Here is a 16,058-nt window from a genome sequence, read left to right on the forward strand (position 1 = left end):
TCACTGCCCCAGCCGCTCGAGGAGGGCGGGCACATGGACCTGGTCCGCCTTGTAGTTGCCGGTCAGCATATACATCATGATGTTGACGCCGGAGCGGAAGGCATGCTCGCGCTGCACCTCGTCCGGCGGCACGGTCGGCAAAAGCGCCATGCCGTTGGCATCGACCGCCCAGGCGCCGGCAAAGTCGTTGCCGGTGATCATGATCGGCGAAACGCCATCGCCCGCACGGGCCGGCCGCGACGGGTCTTCCTTGCGGTCGAGCTCTGCTTCCACCCAGAGCGGGCTTCCGGCATAGCGGCCGGGAAAATTGGCAAGCAGATAGAAGGCCTTGGTCAGGACGTGATCGGCCGGGACGGGCTCCAGCGGCGGAATGTCGAGATTGGCGAGGATCGCCTGCAGCCGCTCGGTGTTCGGGCTCGTCGAATTGCCGTCGAGCGAGACGAACTGGTCGCGCGTGTCGAACAGCACCGTGCCGCCATTGCGCATATAGGCGTCGATGCGGCTGATCGCGGCGCTGGAGGGCATTTCTGCACTGGCACTCACCGGCCAGTAGATGATCGGGTAGAGCGACAGCTCGTCCTTGGCAATATCGACGCCGACGGGTTCGCCGGGCTCCAGCGTCGTGCGGTAGGTGAGGAACTCGGTGAGGCCGGCCAGGCCGCGCTCGGAGATGCGGTCGACCTCGCCTTCGCCAGTCATGACATAGGCGAGATGCGTCGTATCGAGCCGCGAGAGGATCGTATCGTCGCCGGGCTTGGCATCGTCCGCACGGCTTTCGCCGGGCAGGGCGATCAATACGCCCGCCATCAGCGCCAAGAGCACGGCGGCGGTCGCGCCGCGGCGCGGCACGCGGCTGATGGCAGCGGCAAAGGCTCCGCCCATGATGAGCACGATGGCGCAGTCGGCCAGCAGCAGCAGCACGGCCAGCGTGAAGAGATGCGGTTTCAGCGACCAGGTCTCCTTGCCGGCGAGTGGTTCGCGCAGCACGCCGGCACCTTCGGCAACGGCGAGCGGGCGGATTTCGTAACCGGGCGGGAAGAGGTTGTGCGCGATATAGCCATCCTCGGTGCCGTAGAGGCCGGGCGGGTTGTCGAAGGTGGCGATAGCCTTGGCGCCGTCATTGGCGGCGAGCGGCTTGGCCTCGCCGGTCGCGGCGGCCAGCGTGCCGTTGGCGGTCATCAGACGATAGGGCGGCAGGCGTTGCGCCTCGCCCCCCTTGGAGGAGACGCCGCCGCCGCGCGACAGCTGCACGGTGCGGCGAAGCATCTCGACGAAATCGCCCGACAGCGGCAGGTTCGACCAGCCGGTTTCCGCGCTGATATGGAAGAGTACGATGCGGCCGGAACCGAGCGGGCCGGTGGTCACAAGCGGCGTGCCGTCGGCGAGGCTTGCCCAGGTGCGCTCGGCCAGATCCGGCGTCGGCTCCGCCAGAACCTGGCGCTTGACGAGGATATTGTCGGGCGCGCGCATGCCGAAGAACGGGCTGCCCGCCGGATAGGCCGATAGCGGCTGCGGCTCGGACCAGGAGAGCGCGCCGCCGAGCGCGCGTTCGCCTTTGCGCAGCAGCACCGGCACGAGCGGATCGTCGGCGGGGGCAGCGGCCAGGCGCGGACCGGCAAAACGGATCAGCATGCCGCCGGCTTCCACCCAGCGCTTCACCTCGGCCTGCACATCCTCCGGTAGACGGCCGATATCGGCCATGATCAGCCCGGAGGGGTTCTGTTCGATAAGTTCCGGCACCGCCACCGAGAGGTCGGCGACGCTCGGTTCGATCAGGTCGGCATAGGGGGCGAGCGCCCGGTTGATATAGTGCAGCGGCGAGAGCAGCGGCTGGCTGGCATCCACCACCTCGCCGGACAGGAAGGCGACGCGGCGGCGGCGGAAGCCGTCGTCGAGCAGGTAGGTGCCGCCGGCATTGGCAAGGCCGTCAACGGTGAGGCGGGCGAAATCGTTGCGCAGCTCGAAGGGCGCGGTGATCGTGCCGGTCGTGGCGGTCGCACCGGCGGCGAATTCGGCGGTGCCGGTCGCGATCGGCCGGCCGCGGCTGTCATGCGCCGTCAGCGGCAGGCTGCGCGGCGCGCGGCCATCGAGGCGGGTGAGGGTAACGGAGAGGGCATCGGCGCCGTTGTTGGCGGCGGTGATGGCGACGGCGGACGCGCCGTCGCTCTCGATCAGGCGGAACTCGGCGGGCGACAATGCCTTGAGGGCCGCGACCGTCTCATCCGTTTCGCCGCTCGCCATGCCGTCGCTGATGAAGGCGATAGTGCCGGGGGCAGTGCCGTCGAGGGCGGTACGCAAGGATGCGATGGCGCCGGTGCGATCGGCGGGCAGCGGGCGCGGCTCGGCGGCGGCTAGGCGGTTGCGGGCGGTGATGGCATCGACAGGCACCGCGTCGTGCTGGCGGTCGGCGGTGAGAACCAGCGCGATCGGCACGTCGCGGCTTTCGGCGTCGTCGATCAGCGCGGTGGCGGTCTCGACCCGGCGCGGCCAGTCGGTGGCCGACGCCCATGTGTTGTCGACGACGAGGACGAGCGGACCGCTGGAAGCCAGCGTGTTGATGCGCGGGTTGAAGACCGGATCGGCGATGGCGAAGATGACGGCGGCGGCCATCAGCATACGCAAGAGCGTCAGCCACCAGGGGCTCTGTGCCGGCGTCTCCTCGCGCTTCAGGATGGAGGCGAGGATGGCGAAGGGCGGGAAGACTTCCGTGAGTGGCTTCGGCGGCGTCAGGCGCAGCAGCCACCAGATGACGGGCAGCAGCACCAGCGTCGTCAGCACGGCGGGAAAGGCGAAGGCAAAGGCGCTCATCGGCCGCGGCCCTCCGTTTTCATGGCCGGCATGCCGGAGAGATACATGTGCACGGCGACCAGCGCCTCGGAGGCGAGCCGGTCGGTGCGATGCGGCACGAAGCTCCAGCCGAGATGGCGAAGGTTGTCGGCCAGCGTCTCGCGGCGCGCGACATAGGCGCGGGCATAGTCGTCCTTCAGCGTTTCGGCGCGGCCGGCCGTCAGCTTCCGGCCGCTTTCGGGATCGGTGAATTCGGTGCGACCGGCATAAGGAAATGTCTCTTCCGCAGGGTCAGCGATCTCCACGACATGGCCGCGCAGGCCGCGCCGGGCGAGCGGGCCGAGGCGGTTCATGACGTCTTCGACGGGATCGAGGAAATCACCGATCAGCACGATATCGCTGTTGCCGCGGATCATGCCTGTGTCCGGCAGGCCGCCGGTGGTGCCGTTGTGCATGAGGGCGGTGGCGAGCCGTTCGGCGGCGTTGCGCGCGGCGATCGGTTCCATGATGCCGGGGCAGCCGATGCGCTCACCCGAGCGGGCGAGGATTTCGGCGAGCGCCAGCATCAGCACCAGCGCGCGGCTTTCCTTCGAGACACTGCCAAGCGTCGATTTGTACATCATCGACGGCGACAGGTCGGCCCAGATCCAGACGGTGTGGGCTGCTTCCCATTCGCGGTCGCGGACATAGGTATGATCGTCGCGCGCCGAGCGGCGCCAGTCGATGCGCGACAGGCTTTCGCCGTCGACATAGGGGCGGAACTGCCAGAAATTCTCGCCGATGCCGCGCTTGCGGCGGCCGTGCCAGCCGGCAATCACGGTGTTGGCGAGGCGCTGGGCTTCGACCATGCAATCGGGAATGAGGGCCGCGCGCGCCTGCGCCCGCGAAAGCACCTCGCGGGTCGGGGTAGGCGCGACGATCTGGCCGACGGATGCCATGCGCTTTCCTTGATCAGCCGCCCGCCTGCCGGACGAGGCCTGCAATGACGTCGCGCACCGACATGCCTTCGGCGCGGGCACCGAAGGTCAGGGCCATGCGGTGCTGGAGGATCGGTTCGGCAAGCGCCAACACGTCGTCGACGGAGGGCGCGAGGCGGCCTTCATAGAGCGCGCGGGCGCGGGCGCAGAGCATCATGGCCTGGCCGGCGCGCGGGCCGGGGCCCCAGGAGACATGCTTGTCGGTGGAGGCGACGCCATTGCCGGGACGGGCGGAACGCACGAGCGACAGGATCGCGTCGAGCACCTTTTCGCTGACCGGCATCTGGCGGATGAGGGTCTGGATCTCGATGAGGCGCGCCGCGGTGATGGCTGCCTCCGCATGGGCTTCGTGCACGCCGGTGGTTTCGAGCAGGATCTGCCGTTCGGCGGCGAGTTCCGGATAGTGCACGTCGACCTGCAGCAGGAAGCGGTCGAGCTGGGCCTCGGGCAGTGGATAGGTGCCTTCCTGCTCCAGCGGGTTCTGCGTCGCGAGTACGTGGAAGGGTTTGGGAAGGTCGTTCGGCCGGCCGGCGACGGTGACGTGATACTCTTGCATCGCCTGGAGCAGGGCGGACTGGGTGCGCGGCGAGGCGCGGTTGATCTCGTCGGCCATCAAAAGCTGCGTAAAGATTGGGCCGGGCACGAAGCGGAAGGAGCGCTTGCCGTTGTCGTCCTGATCCATGACCTCGGAGCCAAGAATATCCGACGGCATTAGGTCCGGCGTGAACTGGATGCGGCTCGCGGAAAGGCCGAGCACGGTGCCGAGCGTGGCGACGAGCTTGGTCTTGGCAAGGCCCGGCACGCCGACGAGCAGCGCATGGCCGCCCGAGAGCACGGCGAGCATGGTCTGCTCGACCACGCTTTCCTGGCCGAAGATGACCTTGGCGACTTCCTGGCGGATGAGGGCGATGTCGGAGAGCGCCCGTTCGGCCGCGGCGATGACGGCTTTTTCGTCCAGGCCGGACTCGGAGGAATTCTGAACGCCCATCTTTATCTCCAGTACCGGTTCCAAACGCGCGGCGAATCGTGGCCTTGCCGCGTTCGCGTCCTACATAGAAAGCTTATTAGCTCACCTGTGGCTGACAAGCGGCCACGAAATGACTATCTCGTGAAAAAGGATGTATCCACCTTTTCCTCTCGCCGAGATAGGGTTGAACCGGGACGGAACAATGGCAACGGGCGAAATTCAAGGCAGCAGCGACGCGGCGGGACTGGCCGCGCTGATCGCGCGGGCATCCGCGGAAACCGGCGGGCGGGGGCTTCCGCCGGTCGAGCGCTGGAACCCGCCGTTCTGCGGCGATATCGACATGGAAATCCGCGCCGACGGCACCTGGTTCTATCTGGGCACGCCGATCGGCCGCGCGCCGCTGGTACGGCTTTTTTCCACGGTGCTGCGCAAGGACGAGGACGGCAAGACCTATCTGGTGACGCCGGTCGAGAAGGTCGGCATCCGTATCGTCGATGCGCCGTTCCTGGCCGTCGAGATGAATGTCGGCGGGGAGGGTGAGGATCGCAGGCTCACCTTCCGCACGAATGTCGGCGATGTCGTCGAGGCGGGGGCGGATAATCCGTTGCGCTTCGTGGTTTCGGGTGAAAACAACGAGTTGAAGCCTTATCTTCTCGTGCGTGGCCGGCTGGAGGCGCTGGTCTCGCGCGCGGTCATGTACGATCTCGTCGAACTGGGCGAAGTCCTTGAAATCGATGGCGTCGAGATGTTTGCGGTGCGCTCCGGCGGCGTGGTCTTCCCGGTCATGCCGGCGGCTGAACTGGATGCGCTGTCGCGATGAGCTTTGCCCCCTATAGTGCCGCCGAATTCCGCCGTCGCGCGGCGGAGCAAATGTTGACGCTCGGCGAGGGGAGCTGGCGCGACCATGGCGACAGCCTGCTCAATCCCGGCGTTATCGAGCATATCGAGGGCATGAAGCTCAGGGATGCGGCAGTGCTGATCCCGGTCGTCGATGACGGCGACGATGCGCGCGTCATCTTCACCCAGCGAACGGCGACGCTCAGAAAACATTCCGGCCAGATCGCCTTTCCGGGCGGCGGCGTCGATGAGGACGACGCGGATGTCGAGACGGCGGCGATGCGCGAGGCGGAGGAGGAGATCAGCCTCGACCGCCGCTTCGTCGAGCCTGTCGGCCGCCTGCCACAGTACAAGGCGCTCTCCGGGTTCTCGATCACGCCGGTGCTTGCCGTGGTGCAGCCCGGTTTCGAACTGGTCCCGAACCCTGCGGAGGTCGAGACGGTTTTCGACGTGCCGCTCTCCTTTCTGATGGATCCGCGCAACCACGAACGGGGCAGCGGCGTCTGGCTGGGCTCCGAGCGGCATTATTATCGCATGCCCTATGAGGGGCATAACATCTGGGGCATCACCGCCGGCATCGTGCGGGTGATCTATGAAAGGCTTTATGCATGACGTCTGTTTCGGGTGAGGCGTGGTTTGCCGATCCGGCGCTCTCTCGCGTGCTGGCGCTGCTCAACAGCGACGGCGGCGAGGGGCGGGTTGCTGGCGGCGCCGTGCGCAACAGCCTGATGGGCCTGCCGGTCGCCGATGTGGATATCGCGACCACGCTCAAGCCCGACATGGTGATCGAGCGCGCGAAAGCGGCCGGCATCAAGGCGGTGCCGACCGGCATCGAGCACGGCACGGTGACGCTGGTCATCGACGGAAAACCCTTCGAGGTGACGACCCTGCGCCGCGACGTTTCGACCGATGGCCGCCACGCGGATGTCGCGTTCGGCACGGACTGGCAGACGGATGCTGAACGGCGTGACCTCACCATCAACGCGCTTTATGCCACCGCCGACGGCGCGGTCATCGACCTCGTGAACGGCCTGCCGGATATCGAAAGCCGCACGGTGCGCTTCATCGGTGATGCAGCGACGCGCATTTCGGAAGACCATTTGCGCATCCTGCGCTTCTTCCGCTTTTTCGCGCTCTATGGCAGCGGCCGGCCGGATGCCGACGGGTTGCGGGCCTGCGCGCGCGCCAAGGGCAGCCTCGGCAAGCTCTCGGCCGAACGGGTCTGGTCGGAGACGAAGAAGCTGCTCGCCGCGCCCGATCCGGGCCGCGCGCTGCTCTGGATGCGCCAGGCCGGCGTGCTCACGGAAATCCTGCCCGAGACGGAAAAGTGGGGCATCGATGCCATTCCCGGCCTGATCGAGGCGGAGAAGGCCTTCGGCTGGACGCCCGATGCGCTGCTGCGGCTTGCCGCCATGGTGCCGCCGGACCGCGAACGGCTAAAGGCCATGGCCGAGCGCCTGCGGCTTTCCAAGGCCGAGGTCGCGACGATGGACTATTGGGCGTCCGCCCCCGAGATCGCGCCGAAACTTGCCGAAACGGCCTTCGACCGGTTGCTCTACCGCCACGGCCAGCAGGGGCTCACGATGCGGGTGAAGCTGGCGCTCGCTTCCGCCCGCGCGCGCGGCCTCGGCGATCCCGAAGCACTCTCCTTTGCCGGTCTTTGCCAGCGGTTGCTGGCGCGGGCGCAGAAATGGCAGAAGCCGTCCTTTCCGCTCAATGGCGCGGATGTACTGGCATCCGGCATCCCCGCAGGACGGAAGGTCGGGGCGCTCTTGCGCGTGATCGAGGATGAGTGGGTGGCGGGCAACTTCCATGACAGCCGGGCAAAGCTGCTTGCCCGGCTGGAAGCTCTCGCAAAAGAGGGCTGATTGCCCCGGGCCGGTCGTCATTCAGCCCATGCAGGTCTGCAAATGGCGCTTTCCGGCGCTTCCGGTGCTCGCGTACGTTTAGTACGCTGTGCTCCGGATCACGGAAAACCGCCATTTTCGCCACAGCCTGGACTGAATGTCGATCAGCCCGGACGTCAGGCGGCGTCGGCCGCCTTCTCGTCGACGATGCGTTCCTTGATATGATCGACCATGCTTTCGCGGATCATGGTCTCGCCGTGGGCCGAGCGCATGTGCTCGACGGCACGACGCACGACTTCCGCATCGTCGCTGGCCCGCGTATGCCATTCGCATCCGGGGACGAGTGAACCGCATTCAAAAAGTCTCATGACCTATCTCCTGTCGTTTCAACGGGATCAATATAGCAGATAAGGCGGGATCGGCCAAACCGCGCCGTACGGGAAACGAAAATCGGGCCTGGGAGTTCCCCCCAAGGCCCGTGAATAGTCTCGCATCGGAAACGCCGTCACGCCGCGTTTTCGTCTTTTGCCCAGGCATCGAAGCAGGCGGACGACTGGAACTGTTCCGGCTTGGTGTGGTGATCGGCGAGATGATAGACCGTGCTGCCGGCCAGCTGCCGCCTGGCCTCTTCGACGAAATAGGCGTGCGGAAGATCCATGCCGCCTTCGGCGCGCATGGTTTCGGCAAAACGGTCGAGAAAATCGGCGAATTGCGGATTGAGGTCCGCGATCGCCGCATCCTGGGATGTGGGGATCATGACTGCCTCCTCCATGGACTCATGCAAGGCGCATTCTACCATGAAGGGCGTAAAGCCGCCATCACAAGAGCGGGATCGCCGCTTGAATCTTCAGGGCCAGCGCACCACTGGCGGCAGCGACGAGAGGATGGAATCGACATTGCCGCCCGTCTTCAGGCCGAAGATCGTGCCGCGGTCGTAGAGCAGGTTGAACTCGACATAGCGGCCGCGGCGCACGAGCTGTTCGTCGCGGTCCTCTTCCGTCCAGCCATTGTTGAAATTGTTGCGCACGATACGCGGATAGACCATGGCGAAGGCGCGGCCGACATCCTGCGTGAAGGCGAAATCCGCCTCCCAGCCGCCAAGCTCTTCCGAGGAATGCAGCCAGTCATAGAAGATGCCGCCGGTGCCGCGCGGCTCGTTGCGGTGCTTCAGGAAGAAATAGTCGTCGCACCACGCCTTGAACTTCTGGTGATCGGCGACCGGATGCCGGTTGCAGGTGATCTCCATCGCCTTGTGGAAGAGCTGCGTATCGGGATCGTCCATCGTGCGGCGGCGGTCGAGCACCGGCGTCAGGTCAGCCCCGCCGCCGAACCAGCGGCTGGTGGTGACGACCATGCGGGTGTTCATGTGCACGGCAGGAACGTTGGGGTTTACCGGGTGGGCGATCAGCGAGATGCCGGAGGCCCAGAAGCGCGGGTCTTCGCTGGCTCCGGGAATCTGGCTACGGAATTCCGGCGAGAACTCGCCATGGACGGTGGAGGTGTGCACGCCGACCTTTTCGAAGACGCGGCCTTCCATCATCGACATGCGGCCGCCGCCGCCTTCGCCACCGTCGCGCTGCCAGTCCTTTGCGACGAAACGACCGGCGGGCAAATCGGAAAGCGGACCGGCCAACTCGTCCTCGAGCGCCTCGAAGCTGGAGCAGATCGCATTGCGCAGGTGCTCGAACCAGGTACGGGCGGCGTCCTTCTTGTCCTCGATGTCGTCGGGAAGGCCTTTCGGCAGGTCTGGTCGTTCCATGGTATGTCTCGCTGGGATATGTCTCGCCGGGGTGTTTCCCGCTGGCGGCAGAGCCGCCGAATCGCATTTCGGTCACCCTCGTTAACTTTGGCCCGTTTGGCAACAAAAACGGATTTTTCGCTGGGGACGGCCGGACTCGCAAAATGCGCGGCGGCGGCCTATGTTTGCCTTGTAGAATGTGCTGCCAGGAGAAACGACATGGCGCGTGTTCCCGGACCGCCGCCCCTCGACGGGCTCCGCCGCCAGATCGAGCGCCACCGGCGCGAGAAGCCGGCGCGGGAGAGCAACTTCGTGCGCGAGACCTTCTGCATGGAGCGGCAGGCGGCGCGCGACAAGGCGCGCGAATGGTTCGACCATTGGCCGAAGGCCGCCTACTGGACCGAAGTGGAGAGCTGGCGGATGCTGGATGGCGACCGCATCGAGTTCACCATGCGCCGGCTGCCGAGCGCGGATTAAAGCGTCACACGGCGCTTGTACACCCGTCTGACGCGCCTGTGATCTGCAACGTCGATTGACGGCGGGCCGTCGCGCCCTTATCTTGCGGCCATCGTCATCAATAGAAAGGCGCCGTTGCGGTTCTCAAGCACGGCTCACAGTCCTTGTTCGAACTCGCGATTGCCGTCTTCCTGATCCTCCTCAACGGGGTCTTTGCTCTTTCCGAACTTTCCATCGTTTCCGCAAGAAAGCCTCGCCTCAAGACTATGGCGGCCCAGGGCTCGCGCGGTGCTGCGTCTGCGCTGAAACTGGCGGAAAATCCCGGTAAATTCCTCTCCACCGTCCAGATCGGCATCACGCTCATCGGCATTCTCGCCGGTGCGTTTTCCGGTGCGGCCCTCGGTGGACGCCTGCGTGACATCCTTTTTGCCGAGGGTGTGCCGGACTGGCTGGCCGATCCTCTCGGCTACGGTATCGTCATTTTCATCATCACCTTCCTCTCCGTCGTCGTCGGCGAGCTGGTGCCCAAGCAGATCGCGCTGAAGAACCCGGAGCGGTTCGCGACGCTCGTGGCACCCGCCATGTCGCTGCTGTCGAAGGTCGGCGCACCGGCGGTCTGGATTCTCGACGCCTCGACCCGCCTGATCTTCCGCCTGCTCGGCCAGCACGAGGTTGCCGAAAGCATCGTGACGGATGAAGAGATCAAGACCATCGTCGCCGAAGCGGAGGCCGCCGGCGTCATCGAGGGTGGCGAGAAGCTGATGATCGCCGGCGTGATGCGCTTTTCCGACCGCGAGGCGCGCGGCCTGATGACCCCGCGCAACGATGTCGACTGGATCGATCTCGGCGATACCGTCGAGGAAATCCACCAGCAGCTGATCGAGAGCCAGCATTCGCGCCTGCCGGTCGCCGATGGCGGGCCGGAGACGATCGTCGGCATCGTGCAGAAACGCGAGCTGCTGTCGGCCATGCTGACGGGCCAGCCGCTCGATATCCGCGCCTTCATTCGCCCCGCGCCGATCGTGCCCGACACGATGGATGCCATGCGGGTGCTCGAATCGCTGCGCAGTTCCGAAGTGCCGATCCTGCTCATCCATGACGAATACGGCCATTTCGAAGGCGTCATCACGCCCGCCGACGTGCTGGAAGCGATTGCCGGCGTGTTCCGCGCCGATATCGAAGAGGGCGACGACGAACATGCGGTGCAGCGCGAGGACGGCTCCTGGCTGATCTCCGGCTCCATGCCGATCGACGAGATGGCTGACCGCCTCGGCTTGCAATTGCCCGGCCGCCGCAGCTACCAGACCGCCGCCGGCCTCGTCATCGAATCGCTGCAGAAGCTGCCGAAAACCGGCGAGATCACTGAAACCCAGGGCTGGCGTTTCGAGGTCGTCGACATGGATGGCCGTCGCGTCGACAAGCTTCTGGCGACGCGTCTGGATCCTTAAGGTCTTTCCAACGGATCGGGCTCGAGCAATCTCGGGCCAGGGCCTTCCGCGCCAAGCGTATCGAGCGGATTGCGCAGCGGGCATTCCTGCATCGAAAGGCAGCCGCAGCCGATGCAGCCGTCGATCTGGTTGCGCAGCTTGGTGAGCCGTGCGATGCGGTCGTCCAGCTGGCGGCGCCAGGTTTTTGAAAGTTCCCGCCAATCCTCGGCCGTTAAGGGCCTGTCATGCGGCAGCACGGACAATGCGTCCGCGATCTCAGACAATGGAATGCCGGTGCGCTGCGCGACCTTGATGACCGCGACGCGGCGCAGGATGCTGCGCGGATAGCGCCGCTGGTTGCCGCGGTTGCGCTGGCTGCGGATCAGCCCCTTCGTCTCATAGAAATGCAGGGTGGAAACTGCCACGCCGCTGCGCTCGGCGACCTCGCCGACGCTGAGTTCCCGCGACATTTTGCTGTTCGGACAATTTTCCGTCATGACTGTTGACCTCAACTTTGCTTGAGGTTTTATACCACGGGCTCCCTGATTTCAAAATGGAGCCCAGACGCATGACAGACAGACTGACCATCGCCCTCATCTATGGCAGCGGCCGCGAGGGACGCTTTGCCGATACGATCGCGGGATGGCTGGAACCGGAGCTCGCGGGTTTCCATCAATACGATGTCATCCGTATCGATCCGGCGGAACTGATCTTTACGCCCGGCGGTCTCGATGCAGGTTCGACAGAAAGCGTCGAAAGCCGGATTTCACAGGCCGATGCCTTCCTCATCGTCACGCCGGAATACAATCACGCCTATCCGGCGGCTCTGAAGGCCATCATCGACAGCTGCTTCCGCCCCTGGCATGCCAAGCCCATCGCGTTCATTTCCTATGGCGGCGTGTCGGGCGGTCTGCGCGCCGTCGAACAGTTGCGGCTGGTCTTCGCCGAACTGCATGCCGTGGCGATCCGCGAGACCGTGAGCCTCGCCCATGCCTGGACGCAGTTCGATCCCGCCGGAAACCCCTTCCGTCCCGGCCATCTCAACGGTCAGCTCGCCGTGCTGATGAAGCGCCTGACCTGGTGGGCGAACGCGCTGAAGGCGGCGCGCATCGCGACACGTTACGACGAGGCGGCAGCATGAAACCGGAACACTACGCCCTGGCGGAAATCGCCCGCTCGCCGCAGGAGCGCTGGCGCAATGCGACGCTGCTCTTCGTCAGCACGCTGACCATCATGTCGGGGGCGACGATTTCCGCCTCCCTGCCCGGCATTGCCGCCCGGTTTGCCGACGTGGAGAATGTCGCGCTGCTCAGCCGGCTGGTCTTGACGCTGCCGGCCGTGTTCATCGCGCTGTTTTCGCCTGTCGCGGGTCTTCTCGTCGATCGCTTCGGGCGCAAGCCCCTGCTGCTGGTCTCGCTCGCCCTCTTCGCCGTTGCGGGTGCCTCCGGTCTGGTTCTCGATACGCTGCCCGGCCTGCTCGTCGGCCGCGCCGTGCTCGGCTTTGCCGTCGGCGGCATCATGACGGCGACGACGGCGCTGGTCGGCGATTTCTTCCAGGGGCCGGCGCGTGATCGGTACATGGGTTTGCAGCAGGCCTTCGTCGGTATCGGCGGCACGCTCTTCCTGACCGGCGGCGGCTTCCTTGCCGAAATCCACTGGCGCGGACCGTTCTTGATCTACACCGTGGCGATCCTGCTTCTGCCGGCCACCATCGCCTTCCTGCCCGAGCCACAACGGGCTCGCCCTGCCGCTGCCCCAACAGGCGAGGGTGGGCTCGACGGGCGCAGGACGATGCTGCTCGGTGTTCTGTTCGCCGCGGCCGCGGTCAACATGATCGCCTTCTACATGATCCCGACGCAGTTGCCTTTCTATCTGGAACACCTCGGTTTTGCCGCACCCAGCCTTGCCGGGGCCGCGATCGGGGCGGGGCAACTCGTCGGTGTCGTCAGCTCGCTGGTCTTCGCGCCGGTCCGGCGGCGGATCGGCCTGATGGGCGTGTTCGCCCTTGGCTTCATTTCCTCGGGACTGTCCTTCCTGCTGTTGTCGGGCGCGGAAAGCTACGGCAGCGTCCTGGCCGCCATGGCCGTCTCGGGGATCTGCATGGGCACGATCATGCCGAACTTCGCGGCCAGCGCCATGCTGCTCGCGCCGCCCGTCCTGCGCGGCCGGATTTCAGGTCTTCTGGTCTCCAGCATCTTCGCCGGGCAATTCCTGTCGCCGATCGTCTCGCAGCCGCTGATCGGCGCATCCGGCTACGGCACGGCCTATGCCGTGGTCGGTGCGATCGTGCTGGTGCTCGGCCTCGTGGCCTTGGCCGCCCGTCTCTTTCGGTGGGGCGATGGCTAGATCAGGCAAACCCGGTCTGGCGCAGCGCCTCGCCGCAGATCATCGCGGCGGAGAGCGCGACGTTGATCGAGCGCTGCCCCTCGACCATGGGAATGAGCACGCGACCGTCGGCGATGTCGTGCACCCTGTCCGGCACGCCGGCGCTTTCGCGGCCGAAGAGCAGGATGTCATTCGGCCGATAGGCGAAGTCGGTATAGAGCCCAGCGGCCTTGGTGGAGGCGAGCACGAGGCGGCGGCCGGTCGTCTGCCGCCACTCCTCGAACGGGTCCCAGCTGACATGTCGCGTCAGCGTCACGGCCGCGAGATAGTCCATGCCGGCCCGCTTCAGGTTGCGGTCGGACAGGTCGAAGCCGGCCGGCTCGATGATGTCGACGGCGAGCCCCAGGCAGGCGGCGAAACGCAGGATCGTGCCGGTATTGCCGGCAATATCGGGCTGGTAGAGGGCGATGCGGAGTTCGGACATGGTTTGGGGGTAGCCGGGATGTGGCTGGAAGGCAACAGAATTGGCCGCAGATGCAAATTTGCGACGAAGGCGCTGGCAAATTGCGCCGTTTCGGGTTACCCAAGCTGCATCTTCAACGCGAGAACAGGGAGGATCATGATGGTTATCACACGTCGACTGCGCCTCCCGGCTGGAATCACGCCACTTCTCGCGTAGGCACCTCGCCGCCAAACTCCCTTCGCCTACCCATTTCAATTCGCTGTGTGACGCCTTCTGTCGTCATCGGCACATCTCTCGGAACCTGGTTCCCGACTGCGCCCGTTTTGCGCCGTCCGCCCGGTTCCGTCATTTGATATTACGGAGATAGCCATGTTCGGCTGGTTCGAAAGACGTTTGAATCCCTATCCTTCCGAGGCCCCTTCGCTTCCGCCGAAGGGCCTCACCGCCTTCCTGTGGCATTATACCAAGCCGGCGGCCCCCTGGCTCTTCGTGCTCGGTTTCTGCTCGATGGCGCTCGGCATTGCCGAAGTGCTGCTGTTCCAGTTCCTCGGCAATATCGTCGACTGGCTTTCGGCCGGCGATCCCCACACGTTCCTGGCCCGCGAGGGCGGAACGCTGGTCTGTATGGCCGTGCTGCTGCTCGTTCTCATTCCGGGTTTCGGCGCGCTGCATACGATGACCATGCACCAGGCGCTTGCGGGCAATTTCCCGATGATCGCCCGCTGGCAGATGCACCGTTACCTCATCCGCCAGAGCATGACCTTCTTCTCCAACGAGTTCGCCGGCCGCGTCTCGACGAAGGTGATGCAGACGGCGCTTGCCGTGCGTGAAACGGTGATGAAGATCATCGACGTCTTCATCTATGTGGTGAGCTACTTCATCTCGATGATCGCGATCATCGCCGCAGCGGACCTGCGTCTCGTCGTGCCGCTGCTCGTGTGGTTCGTCGTGTATGTCTCGATCCTGCGCTATTTCGTGCCCAAACTCATGCGGATTTCGCGCGAGCAGGCGGATGCGCGCTCGATGATGACGGGCCGGATCGTCGACAGCTACACCAACATCGCGACCGTCAAGCTGTTCTCACATGCCGGCCGGGAGGAGACCTATGCCCGCGATGGCATGGATGAGTTCCTCCAGACCGTGCACAAGCAGATGCGCAAGATCACGCTGTTCAACATCGCGATCGACATCAACAACGTGCTGACGATGTTTTTCACGGCGGCGATCGGCATCTATTTCTGGATGCATGGCGATGTCTCGGTCGGTGCGGTGGCGGTGGCCATGGGTCTCGTCATGCGCATCAATGGCATGTCGCAGTGGGTGATGTGGGAAGTGACCGCGCTGTTCGAAAATATCGGCACGGTCTATGACGGCATGGGCATGATGACCAAGCCGCACGACATCCAGGACGGTCCCGAGGCGCCGGCTCTTGCTGCCGCCAAGGGCGCCATCAGCTTCGATCATGTCCGCTTCCACTACGGCAAGAACAAGGGCGTGATCGAGGATCTGTCGCTGAATATCGGCGCCGGTGAGAAGGTCGGCCTTGTCGGCCGCTCGGGTGCGGGCAAGACGACGCTGATGAACGTGCTCTTGCGCTTCTACGATCTGGAGTCGGGCAAGATCACCATCGACGGCAAGGATATTGCGACGGTGACGCAGGACAGCCTGCGCTCGCAGATCGGCGTTGTGACGCAGGACACGTCGCTCTTGCACCGCTCGATCCGCGACAACATTGCCTACGGCAAGCCGGAAGCTGATGATGCGGAGATCATCGAGGCGGCCAAGCGCGCCAATGCCTGGGACTTCATCGAGAGCCTCACCGACCAGCAGGGCCGCACCGGCCTCGATGCCCAGGTCGGCGAGCGTGGCGTGAAGCTCTCGGGCGGCCAGCGTCAGCGTATCGCGATCGCCCGCGTCTTCCTGAAGGACGCGCCGATCCTGGTGCTGGACGAGGCGACCTCGGCACTCGATTCGGAAGTCGAGGCGGCGATCCAGGACAACCTCTTCGCCCTCATGCAGGGCAAGACGGTGATCGCGATCGCCCACCGCCTGTCGACGCTAACGGAGATGGACCGCATCGTCGTGCTCGACAAGGGCCGCCTCTCGGAGACCGGCACCCACGCCGAACTCGTCGCGAAAGGCGGCATCTACGCCGACCTCTGGACCCGCCAGTCGGGCGGGTTCATAGCGGATGACGCAGCTGAGGCGGAAGCGGCGGCGGAGTAAAAAGGGAG

The 16,058-nt window shown here is 65.2% G+C and carries 16 protein-coding genes; 8 read left to right on the plus strand and 8 right to left on the minus strand.

Features of this window, described 5'->3' with window-relative positions:
• From ACOZKU_RS26760 to ACOZKU_RS26770, 3 genes are read right to left on the minus strand one after another with little or no spacing between them, the layout of a single operon-like run.
• Window positions 1-2,808 carry a DUF4159 domain-containing protein gene (locus ACOZKU_RS26760; protein WP_421581461.1) on the minus strand — a complete coding sequence of 936 codons (2,808 nt, stop codon included), beginning with the start codon at window positions 2,806-2,808 and terminating at the stop codon, window positions 1-3.
• The gene (locus ACOZKU_RS26765; RefSeq protein ID WP_421581462.1) at window positions 2,805-3,725 is read right to left on the minus strand and encodes a DUF58 domain-containing protein; all 921 of its coding nucleotides are present in this window, start codon (window positions 3,723-3,725) and stop codon (window positions 2,805-2,807) included. Before ACOZKU_RS26765 ends, ACOZKU_RS26760 begins: the two co-directional genes overlap by 4 nt.
• A gap of 13 nt (window positions 3,726-3,738) precedes the next feature.
• Window positions 3,739-4,752 carry an AAA family ATPase gene (locus ACOZKU_RS26770; protein WP_421581463.1) on the minus strand — a complete coding sequence of 338 codons (1,014 nt, stop codon included), beginning with the start codon at window positions 4,750-4,752 and terminating at the stop codon, window positions 3,739-3,741.
• Between the two features lie 181 nt (window positions 4,753-4,933).
• Here ACOZKU_RS26770 and ACOZKU_RS26775 point away from each other — a divergent pair, with 181 nt between their 5' ends.
• Genes ACOZKU_RS26775 through ACOZKU_RS26785 form a run of 3 tightly spaced genes read left to right on the plus strand, consistent with a single transcriptional unit; the run spans window position 4,934 to window position 7,436 of the window.
• Window positions 4,934-5,551 carry a DUF1285 domain-containing protein gene (locus ACOZKU_RS26775; protein WP_421581464.1) on the plus strand — a complete coding sequence of 206 codons (618 nt, stop codon included), beginning with the start codon at window positions 4,934-4,936 and terminating at the stop codon, window positions 5,549-5,551.
• Window positions 5,548-6,180 (plus strand): CoA pyrophosphatase, encoded by a 633-nt coding sequence (locus ACOZKU_RS26780; RefSeq protein WP_421581465.1) that lies wholly within the window; start codon window positions 5,548-5,550, stop codon window positions 6,178-6,180. Before ACOZKU_RS26775 ends, ACOZKU_RS26780 begins: the two co-directional genes overlap by 4 nt.
• Entirely contained in the window at window positions 6,177-7,436 is a 1,260-nt protein-coding gene (locus ACOZKU_RS26785; RefSeq protein ID WP_421581466.1) for a CCA tRNA nucleotidyltransferase, read from the plus strand. The genes ACOZKU_RS26780 and ACOZKU_RS26785 overlap by 4 nt, the downstream gene beginning before the upstream one ends.
• A 155-nt stretch (window positions 7,437-7,591) precedes the next feature.
• Here ACOZKU_RS26785 and ACOZKU_RS26790 read toward each other — a convergent pair whose 3' ends face one another.
• The 3 genes from ACOZKU_RS26790 to hemF all read right to left on the minus strand — a co-directional run bounded on the left by ACOZKU_RS26790 (window position 7,592) and on the right by hemF (window position 9,174).
• On the minus strand, window positions 7,592-7,783 hold the full coding sequence (locus ACOZKU_RS26790; RefSeq protein ID WP_244759658.1) for a DUF1059 domain-containing protein: 192 nt from the start codon (window positions 7,781-7,783) through the stop codon (window positions 7,592-7,594).
• A gap of 137 nt (window positions 7,784-7,920) precedes the next feature.
• Complete coding sequence (locus ACOZKU_RS26795) at window positions 7,921-8,172, minus strand: hypothetical protein (RefSeq protein WP_421581467.1); 252 nt, start codon at window positions 8,170-8,172, stop codon at window positions 7,921-7,923.
• A gap of 90 nt (window positions 8,173-8,262) precedes the next feature.
• On the minus strand, window positions 8,263-9,174 hold the full coding sequence (hemF, locus tag ACOZKU_RS26800; protein WP_421581468.1) for an oxygen-dependent coproporphyrinogen oxidase: 912 nt from the start codon (window positions 9,172-9,174) through the stop codon (window positions 8,263-8,265).
• A 198-nt stretch (window positions 9,175-9,372) separates the two neighbouring features.
• Between hemF and ACOZKU_RS26805 the strand changes: the two genes are divergently transcribed.
• Both ACOZKU_RS26805 and ACOZKU_RS26810 read left to right on the plus strand, forming a co-directional pair.
• Entirely contained in the window at window positions 9,373-9,630 is a 258-nt protein-coding gene (locus ACOZKU_RS26805; RefSeq protein WP_117366799.1) for a hypothetical protein, read from the plus strand.
• A 143-nt stretch (window positions 9,631-9,773) separates the two neighbouring features.
• On the plus strand, window positions 9,774-11,057 hold the full coding sequence (locus tag ACOZKU_RS26810) for a hemolysin family protein (RefSeq protein WP_314085452.1): 1,284 nt from the start codon (window positions 9,774-9,776) through the stop codon (window positions 11,055-11,057).
• On the opposite strand, the gene soxR is transcribed toward ACOZKU_RS26810, so the two are convergent.
• The gene (gene soxR, locus ACOZKU_RS26815; protein ID WP_421581469.1) at window positions 11,054-11,506 is read right to left on the minus strand and encodes a redox-sensitive transcriptional activator SoxR; all 453 of its coding nucleotides are present in this window, start codon (window positions 11,504-11,506) and stop codon (window positions 11,054-11,056) included. The genes ACOZKU_RS26810 and soxR overlap by 4 nt on opposite strands.
• A gap of 98 nt (window positions 11,507-11,604) precedes the next feature.
• Between soxR and ACOZKU_RS26820 the strand changes: the two genes are divergently transcribed.
• Window positions 11,605-12,177: an NADPH-dependent FMN reductase gene (locus ACOZKU_RS26820; protein ID WP_421581470.1), complete on the plus strand. Its 573-nt coding sequence runs from the start codon at window positions 11,605-11,607 to the stop codon at window positions 12,175-12,177.
• A complete protein-coding gene (locus ACOZKU_RS26825; RefSeq protein ID WP_421581471.1) occupies window positions 12,174-13,382 on the plus strand; it encodes an MFS transporter in 1,209 nt (402 codons plus the stop codon). The genes ACOZKU_RS26820 and ACOZKU_RS26825 overlap by 4 nt, the downstream gene beginning before the upstream one ends.
• A 1-nt stretch (window position 13,383) precedes the next feature.
• Here the strand turns inward: ACOZKU_RS26825 and ACOZKU_RS26830 are convergent, their stop codons facing one another.
• Window positions 13,384-13,845, minus strand: a complete 462-nt coding sequence (locus ACOZKU_RS26830) for a tRNA (cytidine(34)-2'-O)-methyltransferase (RefSeq protein ID WP_421581472.1) — start codon at window positions 13,843-13,845, stop codon at window positions 13,384-13,386.
• 348 nt (window positions 13,846-14,193) lie between these two features.
• Between ACOZKU_RS26830 and ACOZKU_RS26835 the strand changes: the two genes are divergently transcribed.
• Window positions 14,194-16,050, plus strand: a complete 1,857-nt coding sequence (locus tag ACOZKU_RS26835; protein ID WP_421581473.1) for an ABC transporter ATP-binding protein — start codon at window positions 14,194-14,196, stop codon at window positions 16,048-16,050.
• Window positions 16,051-16,058: the final 8 nt, after the last annotated feature.

The organism is Shinella sp. M31, from assembly GCF_049199205.1.
GTDB lineage: Bacteria > Pseudomonadota > Alphaproteobacteria > Rhizobiales > Rhizobiaceae > Shinella.

Bases quoted from the DNA above. Each gene is read 5' to 3' on its own strand.
- ACOZKU_RS26760 (WP_421581461.1), bottom strand. From the start codon at position 2,808: ATGAGCGCCTTTGCCTTCGCCTTTCCCGCCGTGCTGACGACGCTGGTG.
- ACOZKU_RS26765 (WP_421581462.1), bottom strand. From the start codon at position 3,725: ATGGCATCCGTCGGCCAGATCGTCGCGCCTACCCCGACCCGCGAGGTG.
- ACOZKU_RS26770 (WP_421581463.1), bottom strand. From the start codon at position 4,752: ATGGGCGTTCAGAATTCCTCCGAGTCCGGCCTGGACGAAAAAGCCGTC.
- ACOZKU_RS26775 (WP_421581464.1), top strand. From the start codon at position 4,934: ATGGCAACGGGCGAAATTCAAGGCAGCAGCGACGCGGCGGGACTGGCC.
- ACOZKU_RS26780 (WP_421581465.1), top strand. From the start codon at position 5,548: ATGAGCTTTGCCCCCTATAGTGCCGCCGAATTCCGCCGTCGCGCGGCG.
- ACOZKU_RS26785 (WP_421581466.1), top strand. From the start codon at position 6,177: ATGACGTCTGTTTCGGGTGAGGCGTGGTTTGCCGATCCGGCGCTCTCT.
- ACOZKU_RS26790 (WP_244759658.1), bottom strand. From the start codon at position 7,783: ATGAGACTTTTTGAATGCGGTTCACTCGTCCCCGGATGCGAATGGCAT.
- ACOZKU_RS26795 (WP_421581467.1), bottom strand. From the start codon at position 8,172: ATGATCCCCACATCCCAGGATGCGGCGATCGCGGACCTCAATCCGCAA.
- hemF (WP_421581468.1), bottom strand. From the start codon at position 9,174: ATGGAACGACCAGACCTGCCGAAAGGCCTTCCCGACGACATCGAGGAC.
- ACOZKU_RS26805 (WP_117366799.1), top strand. From the start codon at position 9,373: ATGGCGCGTGTTCCCGGACCGCCGCCCCTCGACGGGCTCCGCCGCCAG.
- soxR (WP_421581469.1), bottom strand. From the start codon at position 11,506: ATGTCGCGGGAACTCAGCGTCGGCGAGGTCGCCGAGCGCAGCGGCGTG.
- ACOZKU_RS26820 (WP_421581470.1), top strand. From the start codon at position 11,605: ATGACAGACAGACTGACCATCGCCCTCATCTATGGCAGCGGCCGCGAG.
- ACOZKU_RS26825 (WP_421581471.1), top strand. From the start codon at position 12,174: ATGAAACCGGAACACTACGCCCTGGCGGAAATCGCCCGCTCGCCGCAG.
- ACOZKU_RS26830 (WP_421581472.1), bottom strand. From the start codon at position 13,845: ATGTCCGAACTCCGCATCGCCCTCTACCAGCCCGATATTGCCGGCAAT.
- ACOZKU_RS26835 (WP_421581473.1), top strand. From the start codon at position 14,194: ATGTTCGGCTGGTTCGAAAGACGTTTGAATCCCTATCCTTCCGAGGCC.